Below are 23,182 nucleotides of genomic sequence, written 5' to 3' on the forward strand. Positions count from 1 at the left end.
CAAACGGCCTCGTCAACACAGGTGGATGGCGGCCGCGGCGCGCCGCAGTTCGGCCCGGAATTCCGGGTGGGCGATGGCGATCAGGGCTTCGGCCCGCTGCCGGGCCGACTTGCCGCGCAGCTGCGCCACGCCATATTCCGTGACGACGTAGTTGATGTCGTTCTTGCCCGTCGTGACATGGGTGCCCGCGCTCAAGGTGGGCACGATGCGCGAGATGGTGCCGTCCTTGGCCGTCGACGGCAGCACGATGAAGGCCTTGCCGCCGCGCGAGCGGTTGGCCGCGCGGACGAAATCGACCTGGCCGCCCGTGCCGGAGTAGGGCAGGTGGGCAATGCTTTCCGAGCCGCACTGGCCCAGCAGGTCCACCTGCAGGCTGGCATTGATGGCCACCAGCTTGTCGTTCTGGCCGGCGATATACGGGTCGTTCGTGAAACTGACGGGATGCATCTCCAGCATCGGGTTGTGGTGCATGAAGTCATACAGCTTTTTCGAGCCCAGCGCGAAGGTGGCCACCATCTTGCCCGGCATGAAGCTCTTGCGGCGGTTCGTGACGACGCCTTCCTGCACCAGCTTCAGGATGCCGTCGCCGATCATTTCCGTATGGATGCCCAGGTCGTGCTTGTGACCCAGCTGCATGACGACGGCGTCGGGAATGCCGCCGTAGCCGATCTGCAGGGTCGAGCCGTCCTCGATCATCGGCGCCACGTGGGCCGCGATGGCCTCCTGCACGGCGCCGATGGCGGGCAGGCCCACTTCGAACACGGGATCGCTGCTTTCCACGATGGCCGCCACCTGGCTGATGTGCACATGACACTGGCCGTGGGCGAATGGCACGTTCGGATTGACCTCCAGCACCACGGCGCGTGCCTTGGCGACGGCGGCCATCGTGTAGTCCGCGCCCAGGCTGAGCGAGAAGAAGCCGTGTTCGTCCATCGGCGAGGCCAGCGAAAAGACGACATCGGCGGCGATCAGCTCGCGTTCGATCAGGGCAGGGAGCTCGGAGAAATAGGCAGGCACGAAGTCGGCCCAGCCGGCCTGGCCGGCCGCGCGCGAGGCGCCACCGAAGAACAGCGCCAGGTGGCGCACGTGGTGCGTCGTGTCGCAGTCGAAGTAGCCGTATTTGCGCAGCGCCAGGATCTGCGCCACCTTGACGTCGTGCAGTTCGCGCCGGCGCTCGGACAGCGCCGTCAGCAGGGCGGGCGGCTCGCCGGCACCGGACGGCACGATAATGCAGTCGCCATCGCGCAGCAGGCCGATGGCATCCATCGGAGCAAGACGCTTGTTTTCGTACATGATGCGCGGCGGGACGTGGATTGTTGCCTGTTGCATGAACGGCCTTTCTTTTGAGAAAAGAAAAAACACTTGCTTCAATCAGTATACGCCGCCCGTCCGTTGAGGTATATCTATCGACGTACCGTAGAGTACCAAGAGTGACGTACTGTGAAATTCCGCACAGAATTCGCGACAGTTCGGGCCTATACTGGCTTCAAGCTTTAGGAAAAGCACGCAACGTGGCATAGCCGAGCCGATCGGTCGATTGTTGACTTGACTCCTAGAGACCCATCATGAAGACCCAATTCATGAACATCCTGTTCATCAAAGCGCCGCTGGTGGCCGCCGGCTGTCTCGGTTCCCTGGCAGCCCTGGCGCAAACGCCGCCCGACACGTCCTCCGGTTCCTCGGTCAAGGTATACGGCGTGCTCGATGCGGGTGCCGTGTCCGAGCATGACTGCCGCGACGGCAACTGCCCCAGCACCAAGATTTCCCCCGGCGTATCGACCGGTTCCATCATCGGCTTTTCCGGCCGCGAAGACCTGGGCAACAACACGTCCGCCGTCTTCACACTTGAAGCGGGCATCCGCAACGACACGGGCCAGTCCGACCAGAACGGCCGCCTGTTCGGCAGCCAGGCCTACGTGGGCCTGGCCAACCGCTGGGGCGCGCTGACAGTGGGCCGCCAGTATGACGTGGGCTACGAAACCCTGGCGGAAGTGGCCGACCCGTTCCGCGGCGGCATGGCCGGCACGGCGACGAACCTGATGGGCAATGGCAGCAGGCGTTCGGACAACACCATCAAGTTCCGTTCCGGTCTCGTCAACGGCTTCGTCGCCAGCGCCGTCTACAGCTTCGGCGAATCGGTCTTCAGCACGGCCCGCAACCGCGCCTATGGCGCCATGATCGGCTATCAGGGCGGTCCGTTCACGCTGCGCGCGGCACACCAGAAAAAGAACAACTACCTGCAGGGCGTCGGTTCGACGGCGCCGATCGACCTGTCGTCGCGCAATTCGCTGGTGGCCGCCAACCTGCACCTGGGCCAGGCCGCCACCGTGTACGCGGCATATGCCGTCAACCGGGGCGTGGGCAGCTCGCCTTGGGACCAGGACAACCCGTACGGCGCGCTGGTGCTGGCGTCGCCGTCGACGCGTAGCAACGATGCGCTGGCGGGCGTGTCGTATGCCGCTGGCGCGGCCACCTACATGCTGTCGTACATCCGCAAGGACGACCGCACGCTGGCCAACCAGGATGCCAACCAGATCGCCGTCGGCATGACGTATTCGATGTCGCGCCGCACTGCCTTCTACGCCGCCTACGCGAAGATCAAGGACCATAACGGCGCCAATTACACGGTGGGTAATTTCAGCGAACAGGGCAAGGGCCGCAGCGCCATCAATATCGGCCTGCGCCACGCCTTCTGATGGGCGCCTCCTCCGTGTGCTAGATTCTGCTTTTTGGAAACTGCACGGAGAGAGCATGTACCTGACTTATTTCAACGGCGCCTGGAGTGAAGGCAATACGCCCCTGTTCGGCGCGATGGATCACAGCGTCTGGCTGGGGTCTTCCGTCTTCGATGGCGCGCGCGCCATTCGCGGCCACCTGCCGGACCTGCGCCCGCACCTGCAACGCGTGATCCACTCGGCCGAACGCCTCGGCATGCAGTGCCCCCTGTCGGTCGACGAAATGGAAGCCCTGGTGCGCGAAGGCGTGGCCAAGTTCCCGCCGGACGCCGTGCTGTATATCCGCCCCCTGGTGTTCGCCACCGAAGGCCTCCTGGTACCGGTGCCGGAAAGCAGCGCCTTCGCACTGACCTTGTTCGACGCCGCCATTCCGCCGTTCACGGGCTTCACGGCCTGCCTGTCCACCCTGCTGCGCCCCGATGCGCGCATGGCGCCCACGGACGCCAAGGCTTCCTCGCTGTACGCTAACACGACGCGCGTGCTGCGCGAAGCCAAGGCACGCGGCTTCGATAACGGCGTGGTCTGCGATATGGACGGCAACGTCGCCGAATTCGCCACTGCCAACCTCTTCTTCGTCACGCTTGATGGCGCCGTCGTCACGCCGGCCCTGAATGGCACTTTCCTCGCCGGCATCACGCGTGCCCGCGTCATCGCGCTGTTGAAGGAAAACGGCGTGACGGTACAGGAGCGCAGCGTGCGCCCGGCCGAACTGGAAACGGCAACGGAGATTTTCAATACGGGCAATTTCGGCAAGGTGACGCCCTGCGTGCGCTACGAGGAACGCGCGCTGCCCGTCGGCCCCGTCGCTACCCGCGCCCGCGATCTGTACTTCGCGTTCATGGAAGCGAACTAGGCGGCGCCCAATTCCGTGTCAGATACCCGATGCAGCAGCGGCAGCTCAGGAACTATTGCTTGGAAACCGGTGTCAGACACCGCTTTCAGGGAAGCGAACTCGGCGGCTCTGAATTCGGCGTGTCCGGGTGCATTCACCGCACGGGCTGGACGTTGCCGCAGTCGCGCTTGAGCCAGCGGCCTGCGCTTTCGACCGTCATCTGCTGGGACTGGCCCTGCACGGTGCTGTCGACGTTCATGCGCATCGTGAAGCCCGAGTCGCCTTCGAAGATGACCTGGCCGCTGCCGGCGGAGCGGGGCTTGTCGCACTTGAAGGTGACGTTCATGCCGCCGGGGACTTTCGTGCGCGTGCTGCTGCACTGGCCCGGCTGGCCGGCGGGGAAGGTGGGGTCGGCAGCCTGCTCCGGCGTCAGGCAGAAGTTCAACTTGACGCCGCCCGTCGCACCCAGGTCCATCTTGACACCCTGGTTGGCCAGCGCCTGCTCGATGGTGCGGCGCTGCTCGGCCGACATGTTCGCCATTTCCCGCTGCGCCACCGCCAGCGCCGACATCGTTTCGGGCGAGGCGGAGGCCACCTTGCTGGTCATTTCCCACAGGCCCGGCTTCAGGCCGGCCGCCGCGGCGGGCAGGGCAGCCGAGGCGAGGGCGATACAGCAGACGGTGAAGCGGGCGCGCAGGGTGCTCATGGTGTCTCCTAGTGGGTTCCCGGCCGCGTATGCGGCCGGTCGTGCTGCGGTGGTGTGAACTTAGCTGCGCGGTGCCGCTTCGGCCACGTAGATTTCCACGCGACGGTTGCGGGCCCGGCCCGAGTTGTCCTCGTTCGACGCGATCGGTTCGCGCGAACCGCGGCCTTCGACGACGATGCGGGTGGGCGACACGCCGCGCGTTGCCAGGTAGTCGCGCGCATGCGAGGCGCGTTCCACCGACAGGGGCTGGTTGATCGAATCGCTGCCGGTGCTGTCCGTGTGGCCGATGATCGTCACGGTGGTGGCCGGATTCTCGTTCAGGGTGGTGGCGAAGCGGTCCAGAATGGGCCGGAAGTTGGACTTGATGTCGGCCCGGTTCGTGTCGAACGAGATATCGCTGGGGATTTCCATCTTCAGGCGATTGTCCGACGTCTGCGATACCTGCACGCCAGTGCCACGCGTGGCCTGTTCCATGGCCTGCTTCTGGCTTTCCATCCGCTTCGACCAGATATTGCCGGCCACGGCGCCGACTGCCGCACCGATGGCGGCGCCACCGGCCGCGCGGCCACCGCCGCCGCCGCTGGTGGAGGCGCCCAGGATCGCGCCCAGGCCGGCACCGATGCCGGCGCCGGTGGCAGTGCCGCGCTGTTCGGGGTTCATGTCGGCGCAACCCGTAGCGCCGAGTGTCATCGCCAGCGCCAGCGCGCCGGCCACGGTTTTCCTGCAAGTGTCATTCAGAATCGTCATGGTCTGGATCTCCTGGTTTGGGGGGGCAAGGGCGCCTTGTTCGGTACGGCTGCCCCTGAAAGTAACACAGCGGCGTTGCACTTTCATGCACCGCCGCTGTTGTCATGGTCGTTCAACGCTAGACGCCGCGGCCGCTGATCAGGCGCAGCAGGATCATGATGACGGCAACCACCAGCAGGATGTGGATGAAGCCGCCAATGGTGTACGACGTGACCAAGCCCAGCAGCCACAGGATGATAAGTACTACAGCGATTGTATAAAGCATGATCTGTCCTCTCGTCTCGGGTTATATGTCCAGCGCTTTCGTTCCGCACTGCCATGAATCGTATTATCTGACTAGTCACTCCCGGGCTCTGTTCGGTGCCGTACATTGGCGCAAAAAACTGGACAATGCGCCAACATTGGCGCCGCTCAGCGCTCGCCCACGCGGGGCAGCCAGCCCAGCAGGCCCAGCATCCCCGTCACGCCCAGCATGGCCACCAGCAGGCCGCCCGTCAGCAGCAGCATGACCGTCCATTCCGGCACGGCCGCGTCGAACGCTTCCAGTTCGCCGTAGCCGATGCGGGCCAGCAGCAGCCCGAGCGCAACCATTCCTCCCCACGCCGATCTGTTCATCCGTTTCTCCCCATGTCCGTCCTCAAAGGCGGTGTAAGTCGATTGTGTGGTTACGGTTGAGCAGCTTCCGTTCGCTGGCGCACAGAGCGAAAAAAAGCCCCGTGGCGAACCACGGGGCCGTGCAGGGCGACTGAGACAGGGCAGGAATCAGCGCGACTGCAGCATGCCGTTGACCACCTTGACCTGGTCGCCGCCACGCCACACGGGCGAGTCGGTATGGAAGGTGCGCAGTTCGCCATCGTGCATGCGCACAGTCACGTCGTACTTCTTGGTCCCCTTCATATTGCCTTCGACCTGGTTGCCGACCACGGCACCGCCGATGGCGCCGGCAATCGTTGCCAGGTCGCGGCCGCGGCCGTCGCCGACCTGGCGGCCCAGCAGGCCACCGACGACGGCACCGCCGGCCGCGCCCACGCCGCTGCCGGCGGCGCGCGTCTTCGTTTCGTTCACGCTCTCGACGATGCCGCATGTGTCGCAGACGGGCGTGGCCGCATGCTTGCGTTCGGCCGCGCGTTCACGGGCCCGCTCGCGCTCGCGCTCACGCTGCAGCGCTTCGTCGCGCACGGGTGCCGCCTTGCGCGGCTCCGATGCCGGCACGACAGGCGAAGCGATCACATCGTTCGATGCGCCGCTGGTGCCCAGTGCGCCGCTGCCGGACGTCGACACGCCGTTAATGCTGCCGGCACCGGCCGCGTACTGGCTCGACTGCACGGCTGCCGATGGCGGCGAATAGGGTGCCGTCGCCAGCTGTTCGGCGGCCGGATTGACCAGCTGTTCGGGACGCCCGGCATTGTCGGACGAGGGCAGCCAGCCCATGAAGGAGGCGATGCCCACGCCGCAGAACAGGATGAAGACGACGGCGGCAACCAGCATCAGCGGATGCAGGTTGGCGCGGCGTGGAGGTGTGCTTGGATGATTCATGATGAGTCCTTGTTGTCTTGGCCGCGGAATGCGCGAGCCTTTGCTGGCATTGTCCTTCCCGGCTGCAGGGTGTTCCGTGCGTCACCGTACATACATGGGAATTGAGAGTCGTTACGCTTGGTATCCAACGATGTGCACATGCCAACCTATCAGGCCATACAATGAATCTGAACTTTGACACAGCGCACAGCAGCCCCGCTCCGCCGAGCGCAGCCGGGAACCGGTTGCTCGCCAGCCTTCCAGAAGAAGACCTGGCGCAGCTCGAAGGCCAGTGCGAGACGATCCTGACGGAAGTCGGCGATATCCTGTTCGAGCCGGGCCACACGATCCGCTACATCTATTTCCCCGTCGACGCGCTGATCTCGCTGCTGGCCGTCGCGGAAGGCCGCATGACGCTCGAGGTCGGCTCAGTCGGCCGCGAAGGCATGCTGGGCACCTCCGTCGCTCTCGGCAACGCGCAGGCGCAGGTGCGTGCCGTGGTGCAGCGCGCCGGCCGCGTACTGCGTATCGGCGCGGCCGATTTCTCCGCCGAATTCCGGCGCATGGAGTCGCTGCAGCACCTGCTGCACCGCTATACGGACACCTTGCTGGCGCAAGCCATCCAGATTGCCGTGTGCAGCCGCTTCCACGTGCTGGAAGCGCGCCTGGCCCGCTCGCTGCTGGTCACGCGCGACCGCCTGCAGTCGGAGAAATTCCACCTGACCCATGAGTTCCTGGCCCATGCACTGGGCGTGCGCCGGGTCGGCGTCACGAAGGCGGCCAGTGCGCTGCAGAACCAGAAGCTCATTTCCTACAGCCGCGGCAATATCGAGATCCTCGATTCGAGCGGGCTGGAAGCCGTGTCCTGCCGCTGCTACGAGCTGGTCAAGGAGCGCTAGCGGGCGCTGTCGAAAATCTTTACAACTTCAAGGGGGCAAGTTCCCCCTTCATGAGCGAAGTGCTTGATTAACCTCAAGTTACCCTCGCTGGCATGTTTTCTGCTGATGCAGGTCAGTACAAGCGATCGCGACGCTTGACACGACCCTTCACTCATCAGGAGAAACCATGAAGCGATCCCAGATCAGGGCGGCAGCACGTGCCGCCGTTGCGCTGCTTGCCCTGGCCGCCGCGCCATACGCGCTGGCCGATGCGCCGCCGTTCACCATCAATCCGCTGGCGCTGCCAACGGCCTTGCCATACGGTCCTTTCGTGGCCAACCAGATTTCCGGCAGCTCCTCGCAACTGCTGCAGGTATCGGGCGACACGAACACGGGGTCGGGCTGGCTGACCTTCGGTTCGTTCTCCATCGGCGGCGCCTCGATCGACTCGGCCACCACCGGCATCGGTGCCGTGGGCGGCTACCGCCTGTACGTCACGTTCGAGCTGACCAACGTCTACCGCGAAGGCGGCACGGGCAACAACACGGCCGGCTCGTTCAACGACCTGACGCAGCTGGACTTCAAGTTCTACGCCGACCCCGGCCTGAACACCACCTTCTCGCAGGCCGACGCCAACACGAATACGCAGGCCACCGTCAACGGCAACACGGGCGACGATATCCTGCTTGCCGTGGGCAACCTGGTCGACGGCATCACGGGCCTGAACGAGGAGGGCGGCGCCACCTTGAACGCCACCCAGAACTTCGCCGTATGCACCGGCGCGGGGACGGCGACACTGGGCGGCGTGCCGGTGGCGGGCGGCCTGGCGGCGCTGGCGACGGACTGCGACAATGCCATCGGCAGCGCCTTCTTTGCCGAACCGAACCCCTTCTACTCGCTGGCATTCGATGCCTTCAACAACACCAGCCAGGGTGTCGTCATCAACGGCAACCTGGTGTCGATCAACAATGCCAGCGGCACGGTCGACTTCAATGGCCAGGTGCCGGAACCGGGCACCCTCGCGCTGCTGGGCCTGGGACTGGCCGGCCTGTCGATGACGCGGCGCCGGCGCTGAAGGTCCCATGAAAAAACGGCGCCCGCGGGCGCCGTTTTTGATGCAGCAAAGCGTGCGGATCAGCGGTTTGGCTTGCTGACCTGGTTGCCGACGACGCCACCCACGGCGGCACCGCCGACGGTGCCCAGCGCCGAGCCGCCCGACAGGGCGGAGCCGGCGACGGCGCCGACGCCGGCGCCGATGGCCGTGTTACGGTCCTGCGTGGACATGCCGGAGCAGGCGGTCAGGCCCAGGACGGCGGCGGCGAGGGTCAGGCGCATGGTGGTTTGCTTGATGTTCATGGTGTTCTCCTTGGGTACGGTGATCGGGTTTGGATGGGCCGGAGCCCGGGCTTATTTTTTCTGTTCTTCGGTCAGCTTCATGTCGTTCCTGACGACCTTCACGCCGGCGATGCTGCGAGCGGCGGCCACGGCCGTGTCCATTTCCTGCTGGCTGGCGGCAAAGCCGGACAGGCGCACTTCGCCGTCATAGCTTTCCACCGCGATCGTGGCAGGGTTGATGTCCTTCTGTTGCGCCAGGGTGGCCAGCACATTGTTGGTCAGGGCTGCATCGCTGACCTGGGCGCCGGTGGGCGCGGCGGGGTTGGTGGAAGCACAAGCCACCAAGGTGGCCAGCACCAGGCCGGACAGCAGGGTCGGCAGGGAAGTCAGGTTGTTCATACACGCTCCTTGGGTGGAAAGGGTGCGGCTGGGAAAACCCGGCCCTGCACCAATGCTTACAGGATACGAAAATGATATAAATCGTTCTGTTCGCCACTTCACGGAGTAAGGTTTTGTTACGTTTGTTACCATCATGGCTACCGGATGGATGCAAGCCTTTGGGACAAAGTTCCGACAAATCGTTGAAGTCCCCTCGCTAGACTTGGCTCCTGTTGGCGCGGAATGCCGCGCGAAGGAGAACAGCATGAACCATCGGGACAGGCACGATCTCATCTGGCGGCGCGCCGCCTGGCGCAAGGTGACGTTCGTTTGCATCGCCCTGCTGGTGGCGGCGACGGCCGTCACGCAGGCAGGACCGGCACAGGGAGCGCCGCTTTCGGCCGAGCTGATGCTGGTGAACGTGCAGACCGGCAAGTGCATGACGGTGGCGGGCGGCGTCAGCACGGAAAACAATGTCGACGCCGTGCAGTTCGACTGCGACAACGACCCGTCCCGCTCGTGGAAGCTGGTGGAAAAGGGCGACAACATTTACCAGATCCGCAACGTGCAGACGCGCAAGTGCCTGACCATCGCCGGCGGCGTCAGCACGGACAATAACGTGCGGGCGCTGCAGTTCGACTGCGACGAGCACCCGTCGCGTACCTGGCGCATCAGCGACGTCAGCGGCAGCGGCCAGCACCAGCTGCGCAACGTGCAGACGAATAAATGCCTGACAATCGCCGGCGGGGTCAGCATGGCCAACAACGTCACCGGCGTGCAGTTCGATTGCGACAGTCACCCGTCGCGCCGCTGGACCATCCGGCTCAAGCTGTAGGCGGTCAGCCGCTTCGGCCCCTTACTTCCCTTTCACCTGCTCGGCGGTGGCCTGCTTCGACTTGGCCAGCTGCTTGCCTGGCGCGGGGGCCGTCGGCTTGGCCTGAGCCTGGCTGACCAGCTTGCCGCAATCGACGCCGTCGCCGCCGCCATGGATCAGCGGCAGCACGGCGGCCACGGGCGCGGCCAGGGTGGCAAGCGCGATGGCGCCGCCGGCCCGCATCGCCAGCACGCCCTTGTCGATATCGACGTCCGGCTTCTTGAAGCTGCCGCGCACATAGATGGGCGAGCGCAGCGACACAATGCGCAGGCCCTTGCTGTCCGGCTTCAAGGTCAGGTCCATGCGTTCCTCTGCCAGGCTGACGGCGCCGTTGATATGGATGGTCGCGTCGGTGGTGTCGACGATGAAGGAACGGGTCTGCGCGATGCCGTTGGTGACGGCAAAATCGCCGGCCAGGCAGTTCAGGTGCACCGGCTTGTCGCCGGCCAGCTTGGTGACGATGATGCTGCCCACGTTCAGTCCCATCTGTTCCAGCAGCAATTTACTGATGGTGCCGTCCGTGATGACGGTCTTCAGTTCGCCGTTCGACTTCGCCAGCAGGCTCGCCACCGAGTCGCCGGTGGCCGACAGCCTGGCCTCTGCATTGATCTCGCCCACCGTGGCCTGCTTCTGCGGCATGTTCGGGAACAGCTGGTTCAGCTTGATGTGGCGACCCTTGACGTCCAGGTTGGCGGCGATGGCGTCCTTCACCTGGCGGCCGCTGCCGTCCAGCTTGACGGTCGAGGCCATGCTGCCGCCGGCGAATTCGAAGTTCAGTGGCGTGAGCTTGAGCACGCCGTCGTTCAGGTGGAACTCGGTGTACAGCTTGCTGATCGGCAGCTGGGCCGTGCGTGTGATGCGGTCGGCCTTGAAGCTGACGTCGGCGTCGATGCTCTTCCACCGCTCCGTGCGGAATTTCTCCACCGGCAGCACCTTGTCGGCCGGCTGCACCGTCTCCACGCCCCGTTCCTTTTTCTTCTCATTCGAATCGGCGCCGATCAGCGGACCCAGGTCGGCGAACTGCAGCAGCTTGCTGTGCACATTGCCCGTCAGGTGGCCGCGCGGCTTCTTCTGCTGGTAGGCCAGCTTGCCGGCGATGTCGCTGGAGCCCACCTTGCCCGTGAAGTTGTCGTAGGTCCAGGTGCTGCTGCCCTTCTTCAGTTCGCCCACCAGGCGGCCCTGGGTGGAAAACGGCGGCGTTTCCGGCAGCACCAGGCCCGTGATCGGATACAGCCGCGCCATGCTGGCGCCGGATACCTTGAGCCGCATGTCGATGCCGGCCAGCTTGGCCGGATTGGTCAGCGTGCCTTCGGCGGCCACGTCGACGAGGCCGATTTTCGCATCGGCCACGATGGGGAAGGGCACGCTGGCGTCCTGCAGCGACAGCACGGCGCCCGTCTTGCCGCCGCCCCGGATCGGCGCGTCGTTCCACTTGCCCGTCAGCTTCCAGCCGACGCCGTACTTCGGATCGTTGTCCAGCGTGTCGACCTGGGCCGTCGCATCGATCTTCTCGATGGCGTCGACGAAACGGATGCTGCCGCGGCTGAACACGAGGCGGTCCAGGTCCAGCTTCCAGTTCGATTTCTTTTCCTTTTTCTCGAAGGTCCAGTTGTTGCTGCCGTCCTGGACGCGGCGCAGGTAGACGTCGGGCGACTGGAACGACAGCTCCGGGATCGAAATGGTCTGGTGCAGCAATGCGAAGGGATTGATCGAGAAGGCGATCGCGTCGACCTTGGCCATGTCGGCCGGTGCCGGCTGCCTGGCGTTCGCCAGTGCCGTCACCATCGCGGGCGGATTGCCCAGGTGGACGTCCTTGGCCACCAGGTGCGGCCACGGGAACCAGTCGCGCCACGTGCGCTGGGCGGGCGGGCGCGGCTGCTTTTCCCATGTCAGCGACAAATCGCCGCGGATTTCAAAGGGCCGCTCGATGGCTTCGCTGGTTTTCGCGTTCAGCCAGGGGCGTGCCTTGTTCCAGTCGTAATTGAGCAGCACGATCAGGGCGATGGCGGGAATGGCGACAACGGTGCCGCCCACGGCCAGGGCGATCTTCTTGCGGCGAGGCAGGGTCATGACAGGGCCTTTTTCTGTTTTGAGTCCATCTTCAACATAACATCGATAGGGCTTTTGGCAATGTGCGGTTCCGCACGGTATCGCGGGCCGGTGGCACCGGAAAGCGTTGCGTGCGAGCGAGAGATTGTCGCGCTATTCGCCATATGTGCGGCAGCGTACTGATGGAGTGTTGCTCTTCCGGCTATAACTTCAGTCACGATCACTGTTTAACGTTTGAGGAGAAAAAGAAATGAGCCCTCGTCTCACCCTGCCGGCCCTGTTTGCCACCGCCATCCTGCTGTCCGCCTGCGCCAGCCAGAAAGCCCCTGCCACGGCCGATGTTGCCGTTTCCCGTGCCGCCGTTGAAAACGCTGCCCAGGCCGGCGCCGCCGAACTGGCACCGGCCGAACTGAGCTCGGCCCGCGAGAAGTTCCAGCGCGCCAACCAGGCCCTGAAGGAACGCGACTACAAGCTCGCCTCCGAGCTGGCCACCCAGGCCCAGGCCGAAGCCAAGCTGGCGCAGAGCAAGGCCACGTCGGCCAAGGCTACCGGCGCCGCCGAAGCGGTCCAGGAAAATATCCGTGTGCTGCGCGAGGAACTCGATCGCGCCAACAGCAATACCAAATAAGCCCAAGAACAGGAGCACATGATGAAGAAAATGTTGAACCGTAAAGCCATCACCCCCGTCCTGCTGTCGCTTGTCATCGCCATCTCGGCGTGCAGCTCGGCACCGATCACGACCAGCACCCTGGACCAGGCCCGCAGCGACTTCACGGCCGCGCAAGGCGCCTCCGTGCCGCAGTTGGCCCCGAATGAATTCAAGGCCGCCTCCGAGGCCCTGAACGCGGCCAATTCGGCCGCCGCCAACCGCGAGGACCTGGCCAAGATCGACCAGCTGGCCGCGCTGGCGAAGACGAAGATCGCCACCGCCCAGGAAGTGGCCCGTACCAGGCGCGCCGAAGGCGACCTGGCCAAGTCCGGCGCCGAACGCGAACAGGTCCGCCTGCAGGCCCGTACCGCCGAGGCCGAAGCGGCACGCCGCAACGCCGAGCAGGCCCAGCGCGACGCCGAAGCCGCCAAGGCCCGCGCCGAGCAGGCCAGGGCCGCCACGCGCGATGCCCAGGCCCAGACCCAGGCCCTGGCTGCCCAGCTGGCCGAACTGCAGGCCAAGCAGACCGAGCGGGGCATGGTCGTCACTCTTGGCGACGTGCTGTTCAATACCGACCAGGCCGTGCTGACGTCCGGTGGCCAGGCCACCGTGCAGAAGCTGGCCAATATCCTGCGCGAGAACACCGACCGCACCGTGCTGGTGGAAGGCTTCACCGACAGCACCGGTTCGACCGCGCACAACCTGGAACTGTCGCAGCGCCGCGCCGAAGCCGTCCGTTCGGCACTGACCCAGATGGGCATCGACCGCAGCCGCGTCGAAACGCGCGGCTACGGCGAAGCGTATCCCGTGGCCGGCAATGCCACCGCGGGCGAGCGCCAGCTGAACCGCCGCGTCGAGATCGTGCTGTCCGAAGCGGGCAAGCCGATCCAGCCACGCCGCTAAGGCACCATCCGATTCGAGAAGAGGAACATCATGTCCGACATTACCCAACCCCAGGCCAGCGGCATCGATACCGCGGCCATCCGGGAAGCCGCGCAGAACATGGCGGACGGCCCGGTGACGGCAGGCTACAAGGGCGACCGCGAAGCCGTGCTGAAAATGCTGAACGATGCGCTGGCCACCGAGCTCGTTTGCATCAACCGCTACAAGCGGCACTACTACACGGTCAGCGGCCGCGCCAACTCGGGCATCAAGGCCGAATTCCTGGAACATGCCGGCGAGGAAGCGCAGCACGCCGACTGGCTGGCCGAACGCATCGTCCAGCTGAACGGCCAGCCCGACTTCAACCCGGCCACCTTGCCGGCGCGCAGCCACGCCGAGTATGATGAGTCGCTGGAAGTGCAGTCGATGGTGCGTTCGAACCTCATCGCCGAGCGCGTCGCCATCGAGGCCTACCGCCAGATGATCGAGCGCATCGGCGACACCGATCCCGTCACGACCCAGCTGCTGGTCAAGATCATGGCGGAAGAAGAAGAGCACGCCGACGACATGCGCGACCTGCTGGAATGATTCGTTCTACCCATACGTAACCTATAACCGCTTTGTTTTCACTTCGGGAACGGGCCGGTGCAGCAGCGTTCGCACCGGGTCCGCGTTCCTTCAATACTGCCAATAAAGGAGCATTATCATGCTGGAAAATAACATCAGTACCGTTAACAACGACGTGAAAACTCTGGTCAAGGATGCCCAGGCCCTGTTCACCGCCGCCACTGCGCTGACGGGCGAAAAGGCCGAGGAACTGCGCGGCCGCGGCATGCGCGCCCTGGATACGGCACTGGCCAAGGCCCAGGAAGCCCAGGTCAAGGCCGTCGAGTCGGGCAAGCAGGCTGCCGCCACCACGGACGCCTATGTCAAGGACAATCCATGGCGCTCGGTCGCCGTGGCGGCGGGCATCGGCCTGCTGGTCGGCGTCATCGTTGGCCGCAAATAATCGCCCGTGCCCGGAGACGATATGGAGCACTCCGAGCCACGCGCCCCCGGCCTGATCGGCTCGCTGACCGGGGTGGTCAAGAACAGCCTCCGGCTGGTTCTGTCGCGCATTGAACTGGCGGCGCTGGAACTGTCCGAAGTGCGCCGGCACCTGGTCGAACTGTCGGTACTGTTCGCCCTTGTCGTGCTGGCCGCCTGGTTCGCCATTGCCTTCGGCACGGCCACCTTGATCTACCTGGCCTGGGACGCCCTCGGCTGGAAGATCCTGCTGATCCTGGCGGCCGTCTTCGCCGTCATCGCCGTGGTACTGGTGATGACGATCAAGAAGATGATCCTGCAGGGCAGGCTGGCGCTGTCGGCCACGATGGCCGAGCTGAAGGCCGATCGCGATATGTTGTTGTGAAAGGATAGCAATGAGCGACAAGCATGAAAACGCGACGGCCTACGCATCGGCCAAGGCCCGGCTGCTGAAGGAAGGCGAGCTGCACCGCCTGATGGTGATGCAGTCCAAGCACCAGGTGGCGCACGCACTGCACCCCGAGGTGCTGCTGCACGGCGCCGTCGACATGGGCATCGCCGCCGTGCAGGCGCGCTTTGCCGGCCTGCTGGCGGCCAAGCTGCCGGGCATCGGCGGCGGTAGCGGCAGTGGCGGTGGCGGTGGTGGCCTGTCCGGCATCCTCGGCGGCATCAACTACAAGGCCCTGATGCCCGTGGCGATCACGGTGGCTTCGTTCATCCAGAAGCGCCGCCTGACCAAGCCGGCGCTGGCGCTGGGAACAGTGGCCGCCGCGGCGGCAGGCTGGTACTACCGCCGCAAGCAGAAGCATCCGCACTGAGGCCCGCGAGGGCTGCACTGCAAACGCCGCGCTCGCGGCGTTTTTTTCGTGCGCGCTACAATGGCGGCTACACTTCCCGAAGGAGCGGCCTTGGCGCAAACTCCCCAGTTCCCCCCGTTATCGCAGTTGGCGCAAGCACCGGCCAACCGCCTGAACCCGTCCGGCCTGCGTATCGTCCTCGTGCTGCAGGGCGGCGGCGCGCTCGGCGCCTACCAGGCCGGCGTCTACCACGCACTGCACGAGCATGGCCTGAGCCCGGACTGGGTGGTGGGCACGTCGATCGGCGCCATCAACGCGGCCCTGCTGGCCGGCAACCGCCAGGCCGACCGCCTGCGCCGGCTGCGCCAGTTCTGGGACCGCATCGCCCACCTCGACGCGCTCGATCCCGTGCGCCTTTCCGAAGACGGCCGGCGCGCCAATATCTGGCTGTCGACGATGGACACCTTGCTGCGCGGCGTCAATGGCTTCTTCAAGCCGCGGCCCTTCGGCCTGTTCGCCGCCGGCTTGCCCGTGCCACCGGAAGAGGCCAGTTTCTACGACACGGCCGAACTGGCGACGACGTTGAAGGAACTGGTCGACTTCGATTACTTGAACAGTCCCGAAGGCATGCGCCTGACCGTCAACGCACTGCGCGTGCGCTGCGGTTCGCTGACCAGCTTCGACAGCCGCCACGGCAATATCTGCGCCGAGCACATCCGTGCCAGCGGCGCGCTGCCGCCCGGCTTCGCGCCCGTGCGTATCGATGGCGAGCTGTACTGGGATGGCGGCCTGTACTCGAATACCCCGCTGGAAACCGTGCTGGCCGACCGCTCGCAGACCGACACGCTGTGCTTCATGGTGGACCTGTGGAGCGCCGAGGGGCCGGAGCCCCGGACCCTGGAAGAAGTGCAGACACGCCAGAAGGACGTCACCTTCGCGTCCCGTTCACGCCGGCACCTGGAGGACTACGTCAACACGCGCACCTTGCAGCAGAAGCTGCGGGCCATGTACGCGCTGCTGCCGGACCACGAGAAAAGCGCCCAGGGCGCACGCGAACTCGACGCGCTTGGGTGCGGCAATACGCTGCACGTGGTACGCCTGCCATACGCGGGGCGCGACTGGCAGATGGCGATGAAGGACATCAATTTTTCGAAGGGTTCGATCGAGTGGCGCTGGGACCAGGGCTACCGCGACGCCATGCGCGCCATCGGCGCGGCCGGCTGGCTCAACGAAGTGGTGGACGATACGCCGCTGGTGGTGCATGAGCTGCCGCCCCGGGCGGAGCAGCGCAGCGGTGCCGCCTTGCAGGCGGGAACCGCTGCGCACGCGAGGCACGGGGTGCCTTGACCCACTGCCGGGCCGCGTACCGGGGTGGAGCCTCCCGGCGCCGACCCAGGTCCTGGGTCATGGTTCAGGTGCTGACGCCGTCAGCCGGCAAGCTTATTCGGACTTGCCCGTCGTTTCATGCACGCCGCCCATCCGGTTCGAGGCGGCGACCAGTTCGCGCACATTGGCCAGGTCCGTCTTGTAGGTCTGGCGCGCTTCCTTGACGCAGTTGCTGCGTTCGCTCGCCGCCATGCGTTTGCATTCGGCCAGCGATTCGTTCAGGGCGGCGGCGATTTCCTTTTTCTTCGTGGCGATCTGCGCCCGTTCCGACGTGTCTTCCTTCAGCCAGCGCGCCGGTTCGCCCCGGGCCAGTTCCCGTTGCTGCTGTTGCTCCGTCGCGGCCGGGGTGGCCTGTGCCACGGCATTGCCTGCCAGGCCGCACGCCAGCGCGCCCGCCAGCAGGGCGCCCATCAAGGTCTTGTTCATTGTTGTTCCTCCATGAAAGGGAAGGGGCGCACCTGGCGCCCCCTCGTTGTTACAACCTGCCTGTCAACAACATGATCAGCAGGATCACGACTATCAGTCCGGCGATGCCGCTGGGCGCATAACCCCAGCTGCGGCTGTGTGGCCATGTCGGCAGCGCCCCGATCAGGACAAGTACCAGAATAATCAGAAGTATGGTGCCCATGAGTGCTCCTTGTTGTGCGCGATGTTGTACGCGTTCGTTGTACGCATTTTTGGGCTTTCGCCCACTTTGACAGGGCCGCCCGCCGGGCGCGGCCCTGTCAATCCGGTTCGTGCAGTAGCGATGCTACGGGTAAAACATGACTCGCGGTGCGGCAGGGCGGATCAGCGAAGATCAGTACCGATACACGCGGCCATCGACCATGCGCACCCGGCTGCCCTGGCGCAGGTCGTAGGCGCTGTCCTGGTTGACGGTGCGGTAGTCGCCGTTGTCCAGCCTTACATTGATCTGGTAGACATCATGCGGGGCATTGCGGTTCGATTCGATCTTGTTGCCGGCCAGTGCGCCGCCGATGGCGCCGGCAGCCGTGGCAGCCGTGCGGCCGCTGCCCGAACCGATCTGGTTGCCCACCAGCGCGCCCACCAGGCCGCCCGCGACGGCGCCGGCGCCGCTCGTGGCCGGATCGACCCGCACCACCTGGATCGATTCGATGGTGCCGTAGCTGGCCGAGTCGGCGCGGCTGTAATTCGTGTCGGCCACTGGGGTATTGCTGGCGCAGCCGGTCAGGGCGGCAATGGCGATCATCGTGGCGGCGAGGGTGTGAGTAGTTTTCATATGTCCTCCTCAAAGTAGTGCTGTCAGATTAGTCACACTCGGCCGGCGGGTCTGTGCGATGACGCACCGTGACCTGTCGAGCCCGTTTGTTGCAAAATGTGCAGCTGTATGTTCGCCAGCGTACAGAATGCTTAGCGCAACTGTAGGACACTGTTGTCATTGCATCACTCAACGGAGAAAAGATGAACAAGCTCTTGAAGCCAGGCCTCCGTGCGGCGCCCCTGCTGGGAGCGCTCCTGATCGCAACGAGCATGAATGTATTCGCCGCCGCGACCCCCGAGGCGAAGGCGCTGTACAAGAACGCCAAGGCCGCCGCAACGGCCGGGTACAAGCAGGCCCTGGCCCGTTGCGACGCCCTGGCCGGCCAGCCGAAGGATGTCTGCATGGCCGAAGCGAAGGCCGCCCGGGTGCGGGCCGAAGGCGACGCGACGGCGCAGTACAAGAACACGCTGCGGGCCTATACGGAAGCGCGCAAGGACATAGCCGAAGCGGACTACGCGGTCGACCGCGCCCGCTGCGGCGCCCTGGCCGGCAATGACAAGGATGTCTGCATCACGCAGGCAAAGGCCACCCGCACGGCGGCCCTGGCCGATGCGCGGGCGGACAAGAAAGTGATCGAAGCGCGCAGCAATGCGCGTGAAGACAAACGAATTGCCGAATACAAGGTTGCCGCCGAAAAATGCGACGCCCTTGCCGGCACAGCCAAGGAGCATTGCGTCTCGGCTGCGAAATCCCAGTTCGGTTATTGACCGACTGCTTACCAGCTCGTTCCCGGGCATTTTGACCACACCAAGAAGGAGAACCACCATGAAAATCGCTCAAAAAGTTGTTACCGCCGTGTTCGCAGCCGCCACCGTCTTCTCCGTCGTCGGTTGCGCATCGACGTCGACCAAGGAAGGCACCGGCGAGTACGTCGATGACGCCGTCCTGACCACCAAGGTCAAGGCTTCGATCTTCAACGAGCCAACCCTGAAGTCGACGGAAATCAACGTCGAGACCTTCAAGGGCACCGTGCAGCTGTCCGGCTTCGTGGCCCAGCCAGGCGACATCACCAAGGCCGGCGAGATCGCTCGCGGCGTGAAGGGTGTGCAGTCGGTGAAAAACGACATCCGCGTCAAGTAAGAAGGGCGTGGCCGGCGCCGCCTCCGGGCGGTGCCGGCACCTGTCACCATGGACCGCCCGCCTCCTCTCGGATCACCCGCCGACCTCCCACCGCTGCAGGCATCGCCGGATACCGGCGCCGAGCATGCGGGCAAGCTGCAACTGCCACTGCACGTCCACGCGCGTGGCCTGGCCCTGGGCATCATCGCCACGGTGGCCTTCCTGTACGCGCTGCAATGGTCGCGTAATTTCCTCGTCCCCCTGTTGCTCGGCATCTTCATTGCCTACACCCTGAACCCCGTCGTCACGTGGCTCGAGCGCCTGCGCATCAAGCGCGCCTTCGGTGCCACCCTCGTCACGGTCGCCATCCTGGGCGGCTCGGTCGTCACGATCGACAAGGTGCATGGCGAATTCCAGAATATCGTCGAAGAACTTCCCACCATTACCCATAAGCTGTCGCGCCTGCTGGCCTCGACCACCAGCAGCAGCACCAGCACCCTGTCGCGTATCCAGGCCGTCGCCACCGAGATCGAGCAGGCCACGGCCGGCAACCAGGCGCGCCGCGCCGCCAAGCGCCAGCAGCCGGCCGTGGCCGAAGCGGCCGGCGGCATCCGCGTGATGGATTGGGTATGGGTCAGCGCGCGCGGCGTCGCCGGCATCCTCAGCCAGGCCACGATGGTGATCTTCCTCGTGTTCTTCCTGCTGCTGTCGGGTGACACGTTCAAGCGCAAGCTCGTCAAGCTGACAGGGCCGTCGCTGTCGAAGAAAAAGATCACCGTGCACATCCTGGAGGACATCAACACGTCGATCCAGGCCTATATGTTCATGCTGCTCGTCACCAACGTGCTGCTGGCGCTGCTGATGTGGGTCGTGTTGCGCGCCATCGGCCTGGAAAACGCCGGCGCCTGGGCCATCGTGGCCGGGCTGCTGCACATCATGCCGTACTTCGGCCCGCTCCTGATTACCAGCGCCACCGGCCTGGTGGCCTTCCTGCAGTTCGAATCGCTGCAGATGGTGCTGCTCGTCACGGGTGCGTCACTGGCCATCGCCACCCTGGTCGGTACCTTTGTTACCACCTGGATGACCGGACGCATCGCCCGCATGAACGCGGCCGCCGTCTTCGTCAGCCTGCTGTTCTGGGGCTGGCTGTGGGGCGTGTGGGGCCTGCTGCTGGGCGTGCCCGTGATCGTCATCGTCAAGGTCGTCGCCGAGCGCGTCGAGGGCATGGAAGTGGTGGCGGAGATGCTGGGCGAGTAGGGCGGCTCCTAGCCCGGCGCGGCTGCGTCGACGAGCAGCGCCGGCCGCAATGCGCGAATGCGCAGCTCGGTGAAATAGCCCCCAGCCTCGTTATAGCGCAGGTAGTGCCGGCCGCAGTCCAGGCACCGTGCGACGGTGCAGCGATTGTAGGGATAGAAACCCGGCGCGATCGGCGCCTCCTCGCTTTCGTAGCGGGTGCCGGCCGGATGGTACTCGGCGAACGTCGGCTCGTCGCAGGGATCGTCGAACAGCACGCCGATGTCCTCGAAGCGGTCCAGTTCCAGCGTCATCGGCAATGCACTCCATGAAGGCACCGGCACCCTGTTGCAGCTGCATGGCGCCGTGACCGCCGCGGACGCTTGCGCCAGGCGCATCAAGGTCTCGAATTCAATTTTCTGCATGGTGTCCAGTCATCGATATGGCCGTATTGTACGCGGGAGGCTGACGGCCGCTCCGCGCTATACCGCTTACCGGCAAACCCCCTTTAAAGCATTTTTCAGCGGCTTGCGCAACGCGTTTTTCTCATCAGTATTCCGACTTCCTTATTTCTTGCTATCCGCCGGTTCGGCAGCACGAGTTAGCTATACAATAAATTCGGACCGTCCATTGGGCGAAGTCACCTCCTTCAAACTCCTGACGCAATGTGTTCTGTCGGGCAGTTCTTCTGCGTGCGTTGGTATTTGTTTATGGAACAATATCATGACAATCGTAAAGTATATGCTTCGTCTCCTCGCCCTTGTTTCACTCGCCACGGCGATGAGCAGCGGCGTCGTGCATGCCGCCGAAGTGAATCCGGGCGCGGTCGTTGCACTGCAAGCCCCCTTGCACACACTGCAGGTGGACATCGCAGGCATCCAGAATTATGACGAGCGAGGCGCGGAAAATAACGTCGTTCTTGATTTTTACGTCGGGCCGGGCGCGTCGATCACGAGTTTCAGGTGGGACGTCAACGTGACGAGTTATGTCGGCAGTTACTTGTCCGAAATGAAAATTACCTTCAGCGATACGCTGGGCAACGGGGTGACATTCACCCCCGGTGATGGCGACGATTTCGACGGCACGATGGATTACGCCGGATACCAGGATCTGGGCGAATTGGGCCTTGTTTTCAATGTCGGTGCCGACGGCATATTGCGCCTGGAATTTCACGACGGCTTCAAGGATCTCGGATTTGACGAGGCCGAGGGCGTATGGAACGCCGGTACGCTGTCCTTCGGTATCATGCCGGTACCCGAACCGTCGGCCTATGCAACGGTGCTGGGCGGTTTGTTCCTGCTGGCGGTTGCCAAGTGGCGTCGGCATTGCTGAGCAGTATTCTCCATATCATCCCGGATTGCCTGTTTTCGGCGCATCTACATTCCCTGAATCGATCGTTACCGGAGCTCGAAAATGGTTACTCGCTATTTCTATCAGTTGCTCATCCGACTTTTCTCCGGTCACGGCGGCATCGTGCTCGCACTGGCATCCATCCTTTCCGCCGGTGGGGTGTCTGCGAAACCGTTGTTCGAAGCCGCGCAACCGATCCCGCTGTATTCCTATTTCGCCACAGGTGACGTCAATGCCGTGGTCACGGCACCATCGGTGCTTCCGACGCCATCGTTCGTACTGATGGGAGGTGGTCCCGACGTCGATCCCGCGTTTCGATGGCTGATCCAGCGGGCCGGTATCAGGCCAGGCACAGGCGGTCGTTTCGTCGTCATCCGGGCGACCGGAACGGAGGCTTACAATCCCTATATCTTCTACAGTGATGACACCTTGTCGACCTCAACCACGATTGCGGAACTGTGGGTGGGGGGCGCTTCCCTTGGCCTGACGTCCGTCGAAACGCTGGTCATTCCAAGCGTCAAGGCTGCCAACAGTCAGGCCGTCAACGCCATCCTGGCCAAGGCCAACGTGGTCTTTATCGCTGGTGGCGACCAGAGCGACTACATCCGCTTCTGGAAAGGTACGGCGCTCGAGCAGACCTTGAATGCATTGATGAGGAAGAACGTTCCCGTCGGTGGTACCAGCGCCGGCTTGGCCGTACTTGGACAATTTGATTACTCTGCACTGTACAAGTCCGCCACATCGGAGTTGTCGATGCTGGATCCTTATTATAAGGACATTACTTTCGACCCAAGTCCTTTAAGCCTGCAAGGCGGCTTTCTGGCGCCACCGGCACTGGCGAGCTTGATTTTCGATTCCCATTTCGACAGCCGCGACCGGATGGGACGCTTTATTGCCTTTATTTCGAGGATCGTCGCGCGGACGGCGACACCAATCGGCGCTGTCGGCTGCGCCGGCGGTTTGCTTCCCGCATCCTCTGGCGGCGGCAGGACTGCGCGCGGCATCGGCATCGGTGTCGAGACCGCATTGCTCGTCCAGGGTAATGGCAACGGCAATCCCGTCACGGCGAAACGGGTCACCAACCCTTCGACATCCACGGAAAGCGCTGTTTATTTTGTTCGACCTTCTGTTCCGCCAAGTGTCTGCGAACCCAAGACACCCCTGACAATTTCCACCGTCGAGGTGAGAAAACTGGCCGACTCGGAAAGTGTCTTCAATCTCACCGACTGGTCCGGCTTGCCTTTGTATAACCACCTGGACGTTATCTCCGGCACCTTGCTTCCTGCAGACTGGTACTGATACAGTCGCGCCGGCGCGAGGTCTTTCTGCAGGGCCTCGTCCGGCAATATGCGTCGTTTATTGCACGGTCCATCCCGACCACGACCGGCGCCGGCGGTCGATAAGCAGCGCCGACAGCGTGCTGCCGAAGGCAGCATGTCATCTTCCTCCGCCAAATAAAAGTACCCTTC

General features: G+C 64.2%; 30 protein-coding genes. 17 read left to right on the forward strand and 13 right to left on the reverse strand.

What is annotated here, in order from left to right:
* Window positions 1-12 precede the first annotated feature (12 nt).
* Entirely contained in the window at window positions 13-1,329 is a 1,317-nt protein-coding gene (locus GM672_RS13810) for an acetyl-CoA hydrolase/transferase family protein (protein ID WP_155471117.1), read from the reverse strand.
* A gap of 236 nt (window positions 1,330-1,565) precedes the next feature.
* Between GM672_RS13810 and GM672_RS13815 the strand changes: the two genes are divergently transcribed.
* A complete protein-coding gene (locus GM672_RS13815) occupies window positions 1,566-2,696 on the forward strand; it encodes a porin (RefSeq protein ID WP_229417727.1) in 1,131 nt (376 codons plus the stop codon).
* Window positions 2,697-2,751: 55 nt separating this feature from the next.
* A complete protein-coding gene (locus GM672_RS13820) occupies window positions 2,752-3,588 on the forward strand; it encodes a branched-chain amino acid aminotransferase (protein ID WP_155471118.1) in 837 nt (278 codons plus the stop codon).
* 133 nt (window positions 3,589-3,721) lie between these two features.
* Here GM672_RS13820 and GM672_RS13825 read toward each other — a convergent pair whose 3' ends face one another.
* The 5 genes from GM672_RS13825 to GM672_RS13845 form a co-directional block, all read right to left on the reverse strand.
* Window positions 3,722-4,273 (reverse strand): DUF3617 domain-containing protein, encoded by a 552-nt coding sequence (locus tag GM672_RS13825; RefSeq protein ID WP_155471119.1) that lies wholly within the window; start codon window positions 4,271-4,273, stop codon window positions 3,722-3,724.
* Window positions 4,274-4,333: 60 nt separating this feature from the next.
* Window positions 4,334-5,020, reverse strand: coding sequence for a YiaD family glycine zipper/OmpA-like lipoprotein (locus GM672_RS13830; RefSeq protein WP_155471120.1), 687 nt, complete (start codon window positions 5,018-5,020; stop codon window positions 4,334-4,336).
* Between the two features lie 118 nt (window positions 5,021-5,138).
* Window positions 5,139-5,285: a lmo0937 family membrane protein gene (locus GM672_RS13835; protein ID WP_107141518.1), complete on the reverse strand. Its 147-nt coding sequence runs from the start codon at window positions 5,283-5,285 to the stop codon at window positions 5,139-5,141.
* A 146-nt stretch (window positions 5,286-5,431) separates the two neighbouring features.
* The gene (locus GM672_RS13840) at window positions 5,432-5,635 is read right to left on the reverse strand and encodes a hypothetical protein (RefSeq protein ID WP_155471121.1); all 204 of its coding nucleotides are present in this window, start codon (window positions 5,633-5,635) and stop codon (window positions 5,432-5,434) included.
* Window positions 5,636-5,782: 147 nt separating this feature from the next.
* Window positions 5,783-6,556: an outer membrane lipoprotein gene (locus GM672_RS13845; protein ID WP_155471122.1), complete on the reverse strand. Its 774-nt coding sequence runs from the start codon at window positions 6,554-6,556 to the stop codon at window positions 5,783-5,785.
* A gap of 161 nt (window positions 6,557-6,717) precedes the next feature.
* Here GM672_RS13845 and GM672_RS13850 point away from each other — a divergent pair, with 161 nt between their 5' ends.
* Complete coding sequence (locus GM672_RS13850) at window positions 6,718-7,434, forward strand: Crp/Fnr family transcriptional regulator (RefSeq protein ID WP_155471123.1); 717 nt, start codon at window positions 6,718-6,720, stop codon at window positions 7,432-7,434.
* Window positions 7,435-7,600: 166 nt separating this feature from the next.
* A complete protein-coding gene (pepA, locus tag GM672_RS29220; protein ID WP_229417728.1) occupies window positions 7,601-8,488 on the forward strand; it encodes a flocculation-associated PEP-CTERM protein PepA in 888 nt (295 codons plus the stop codon).
* A gap of 59 nt (window positions 8,489-8,547) precedes the next feature.
* Here the strand turns inward: pepA and GM672_RS13860 are convergent, their stop codons facing one another.
* Together GM672_RS13860 and GM672_RS28355 are read right to left on the reverse strand one after the other, a co-directional pair.
* Window positions 8,548-8,769, reverse strand: a complete 222-nt coding sequence (locus GM672_RS13860; RefSeq protein ID WP_155471124.1) for a YMGG-like glycine zipper-containing protein — start codon at window positions 8,767-8,769, stop codon at window positions 8,548-8,550.
* A 51-nt stretch (window positions 8,770-8,820) separates the two neighbouring features.
* Window positions 8,821-9,147: a BON domain-containing protein gene (locus tag GM672_RS28355; RefSeq protein ID WP_170300063.1), complete on the reverse strand. Its 327-nt coding sequence runs from the start codon at window positions 9,145-9,147 to the stop codon at window positions 8,821-8,823.
* A gap of 244 nt (window positions 9,148-9,391) precedes the next feature.
* On the opposite strand from GM672_RS28355, the gene GM672_RS13870 reads away from it, so the two are divergent.
* Window positions 9,392-9,961, forward strand: coding sequence for an RICIN domain-containing protein (locus GM672_RS13870; RefSeq protein ID WP_155471126.1), 570 nt, complete (start codon window positions 9,392-9,394; stop codon window positions 9,959-9,961).
* Between the two features lie 21 nt (window positions 9,962-9,982).
* On the opposite strand, the gene GM672_RS13875 is transcribed toward GM672_RS13870, so the two are convergent.
* Window positions 9,983-12,070, reverse strand: coding sequence for an AsmA family protein (locus tag GM672_RS13875; RefSeq protein ID WP_155471127.1), 2,088 nt, complete (start codon window positions 12,068-12,070; stop codon window positions 9,983-9,985).
* A 229-nt stretch (window positions 12,071-12,299) separates the two neighbouring features.
* Here GM672_RS13875 and GM672_RS13880 point away from each other — a divergent pair, with 229 nt between their 5' ends.
* The 7 genes from GM672_RS13880 to GM672_RS13910 all read left to right on the forward strand — a co-directional run bounded on the left by GM672_RS13880 (window position 12,300) and on the right by GM672_RS13910 (window position 16,750).
* Complete coding sequence (locus tag GM672_RS13880; RefSeq protein ID WP_155471128.1) at window positions 12,300-12,677, forward strand: DUF4398 domain-containing protein; 378 nt, start codon at window positions 12,300-12,302, stop codon at window positions 12,675-12,677.
* A 21-nt stretch (window positions 12,678-12,698) separates the two neighbouring features.
* Window positions 12,699-13,601: an OmpA family protein gene (locus GM672_RS13885; protein ID WP_229417729.1), complete on the forward strand. Its 903-nt coding sequence runs from the start codon at window positions 12,699-12,701 to the stop codon at window positions 13,599-13,601.
* A 30-nt stretch (window positions 13,602-13,631) separates the two neighbouring features.
* Entirely contained in the window at window positions 13,632-14,168 is a 537-nt protein-coding gene (locus tag GM672_RS13890) for a ferritin-like domain-containing protein (protein WP_155471129.1), read from the forward strand.
* 118 nt (window positions 14,169-14,286) lie between these two features.
* A complete protein-coding gene (locus GM672_RS13895) occupies window positions 14,287-14,589 on the forward strand; it encodes an ElaB/YgaM/YqjD family protein (protein ID WP_155471130.1) in 303 nt (100 codons plus the stop codon).
* Between the two features lie 21 nt (window positions 14,590-14,610).
* Complete coding sequence (locus GM672_RS13900; protein WP_155471131.1) at window positions 14,611-14,991, forward strand: phage holin family protein; 381 nt, start codon at window positions 14,611-14,613, stop codon at window positions 14,989-14,991.
* A gap of 10 nt (window positions 14,992-15,001) precedes the next feature.
* Entirely contained in the window at window positions 15,002-15,424 is a 423-nt protein-coding gene (locus GM672_RS13905) for a hypothetical protein (RefSeq protein WP_155471132.1), read from the forward strand.
* 90 nt (window positions 15,425-15,514) lie between these two features.
* Window positions 15,515-16,750, forward strand: a complete 1,236-nt coding sequence (locus GM672_RS13910; RefSeq protein ID WP_371867067.1) for a patatin-like phospholipase family protein — start codon at window positions 15,515-15,517, stop codon at window positions 16,748-16,750.
* A gap of 93 nt (window positions 16,751-16,843) precedes the next feature.
* On the opposite strand, the gene GM672_RS13915 is transcribed toward GM672_RS13910, so the two are convergent.
* The 3 genes from GM672_RS13915 to GM672_RS13925 form a co-directional block, all read right to left on the reverse strand.
* Window positions 16,844-17,215: a hypothetical protein gene (locus GM672_RS13915; protein WP_155471134.1), complete on the reverse strand. Its 372-nt coding sequence runs from the start codon at window positions 17,213-17,215 to the stop codon at window positions 16,844-16,846.
* Window positions 17,216-17,264: 49 nt separating this feature from the next.
* Window positions 17,265-17,417: a DUF3309 domain-containing protein gene (locus GM672_RS13920; protein ID WP_155471135.1), complete on the reverse strand. Its 153-nt coding sequence runs from the start codon at window positions 17,415-17,417 to the stop codon at window positions 17,265-17,267.
* A gap of 171 nt (window positions 17,418-17,588) precedes the next feature.
* Window positions 17,589-18,029, reverse strand: a complete 441-nt coding sequence (locus GM672_RS13925; RefSeq protein WP_155471136.1) for an outer membrane lipoprotein — start codon at window positions 18,027-18,029, stop codon at window positions 17,589-17,591.
* A gap of 182 nt (window positions 18,030-18,211) precedes the next feature.
* Here GM672_RS13925 and GM672_RS13930 point away from each other — a divergent pair, with 182 nt between their 5' ends.
* Genes GM672_RS13930 through GM672_RS13940 form a run of 3 tightly spaced genes read left to right on the forward strand, consistent with a single transcriptional unit; the run spans window position 18,212 to window position 20,387 of the window.
* Window positions 18,212-18,778 (forward strand): hypothetical protein, encoded by a 567-nt coding sequence (locus GM672_RS13930; RefSeq protein ID WP_229417730.1) that lies wholly within the window; start codon window positions 18,212-18,214, stop codon window positions 18,776-18,778.
* A gap of 58 nt (window positions 18,779-18,836) precedes the next feature.
* On the forward strand, window positions 18,837-19,151 hold the full coding sequence (locus GM672_RS13935; RefSeq protein ID WP_155471137.1) for a BON domain-containing protein: 315 nt from the start codon (window positions 18,837-18,839) through the stop codon (window positions 19,149-19,151).
* Between the two features lie 48 nt (window positions 19,152-19,199).
* Window positions 19,200-20,387 carry an AI-2E family transporter gene (locus GM672_RS13940; protein WP_155471138.1) on the forward strand — a complete coding sequence of 396 codons (1,188 nt, stop codon included), beginning with the start codon at window positions 19,200-19,202 and terminating at the stop codon, window positions 20,385-20,387.
* Between the two features lie 8 nt (window positions 20,388-20,395).
* On the opposite strand, the gene GM672_RS13945 is transcribed toward GM672_RS13940, so the two are convergent.
* Window positions 20,396-20,788, reverse strand: a complete 393-nt coding sequence (locus tag GM672_RS13945; RefSeq protein ID WP_170300064.1) for a hypothetical protein — start codon at window positions 20,786-20,788, stop codon at window positions 20,396-20,398.
* 298 nt (window positions 20,789-21,086) lie between these two features.
* Here GM672_RS13945 and GM672_RS13950 point away from each other — a divergent pair, with 298 nt between their 5' ends.
* On the forward strand, window positions 21,087-21,695 hold the full coding sequence (locus tag GM672_RS13950; protein ID WP_155471139.1) for a PEP-CTERM sorting domain-containing protein: 609 nt from the start codon (window positions 21,087-21,089) through the stop codon (window positions 21,693-21,695).
* An 81-nt stretch (window positions 21,696-21,776) separates the two neighbouring features.
* The gene (locus GM672_RS13955; RefSeq protein WP_155471140.1) at window positions 21,777-23,012 is read left to right on the forward strand and encodes a cyanophycinase; all 1,236 of its coding nucleotides are present in this window, start codon (window positions 21,777-21,779) and stop codon (window positions 23,010-23,012) included.
* The last annotated feature ends 170 nt before the right edge of the window (window positions 23,013-23,182 follow it).

Origin of the sequence: Pseudoduganella buxea, from assembly GCF_009720835.1 — a bacterium.
GTDB lineage: Bacteria > Pseudomonadota > Gammaproteobacteria > Burkholderiales > Burkholderiaceae_D > Rugamonas > Rugamonas buxea.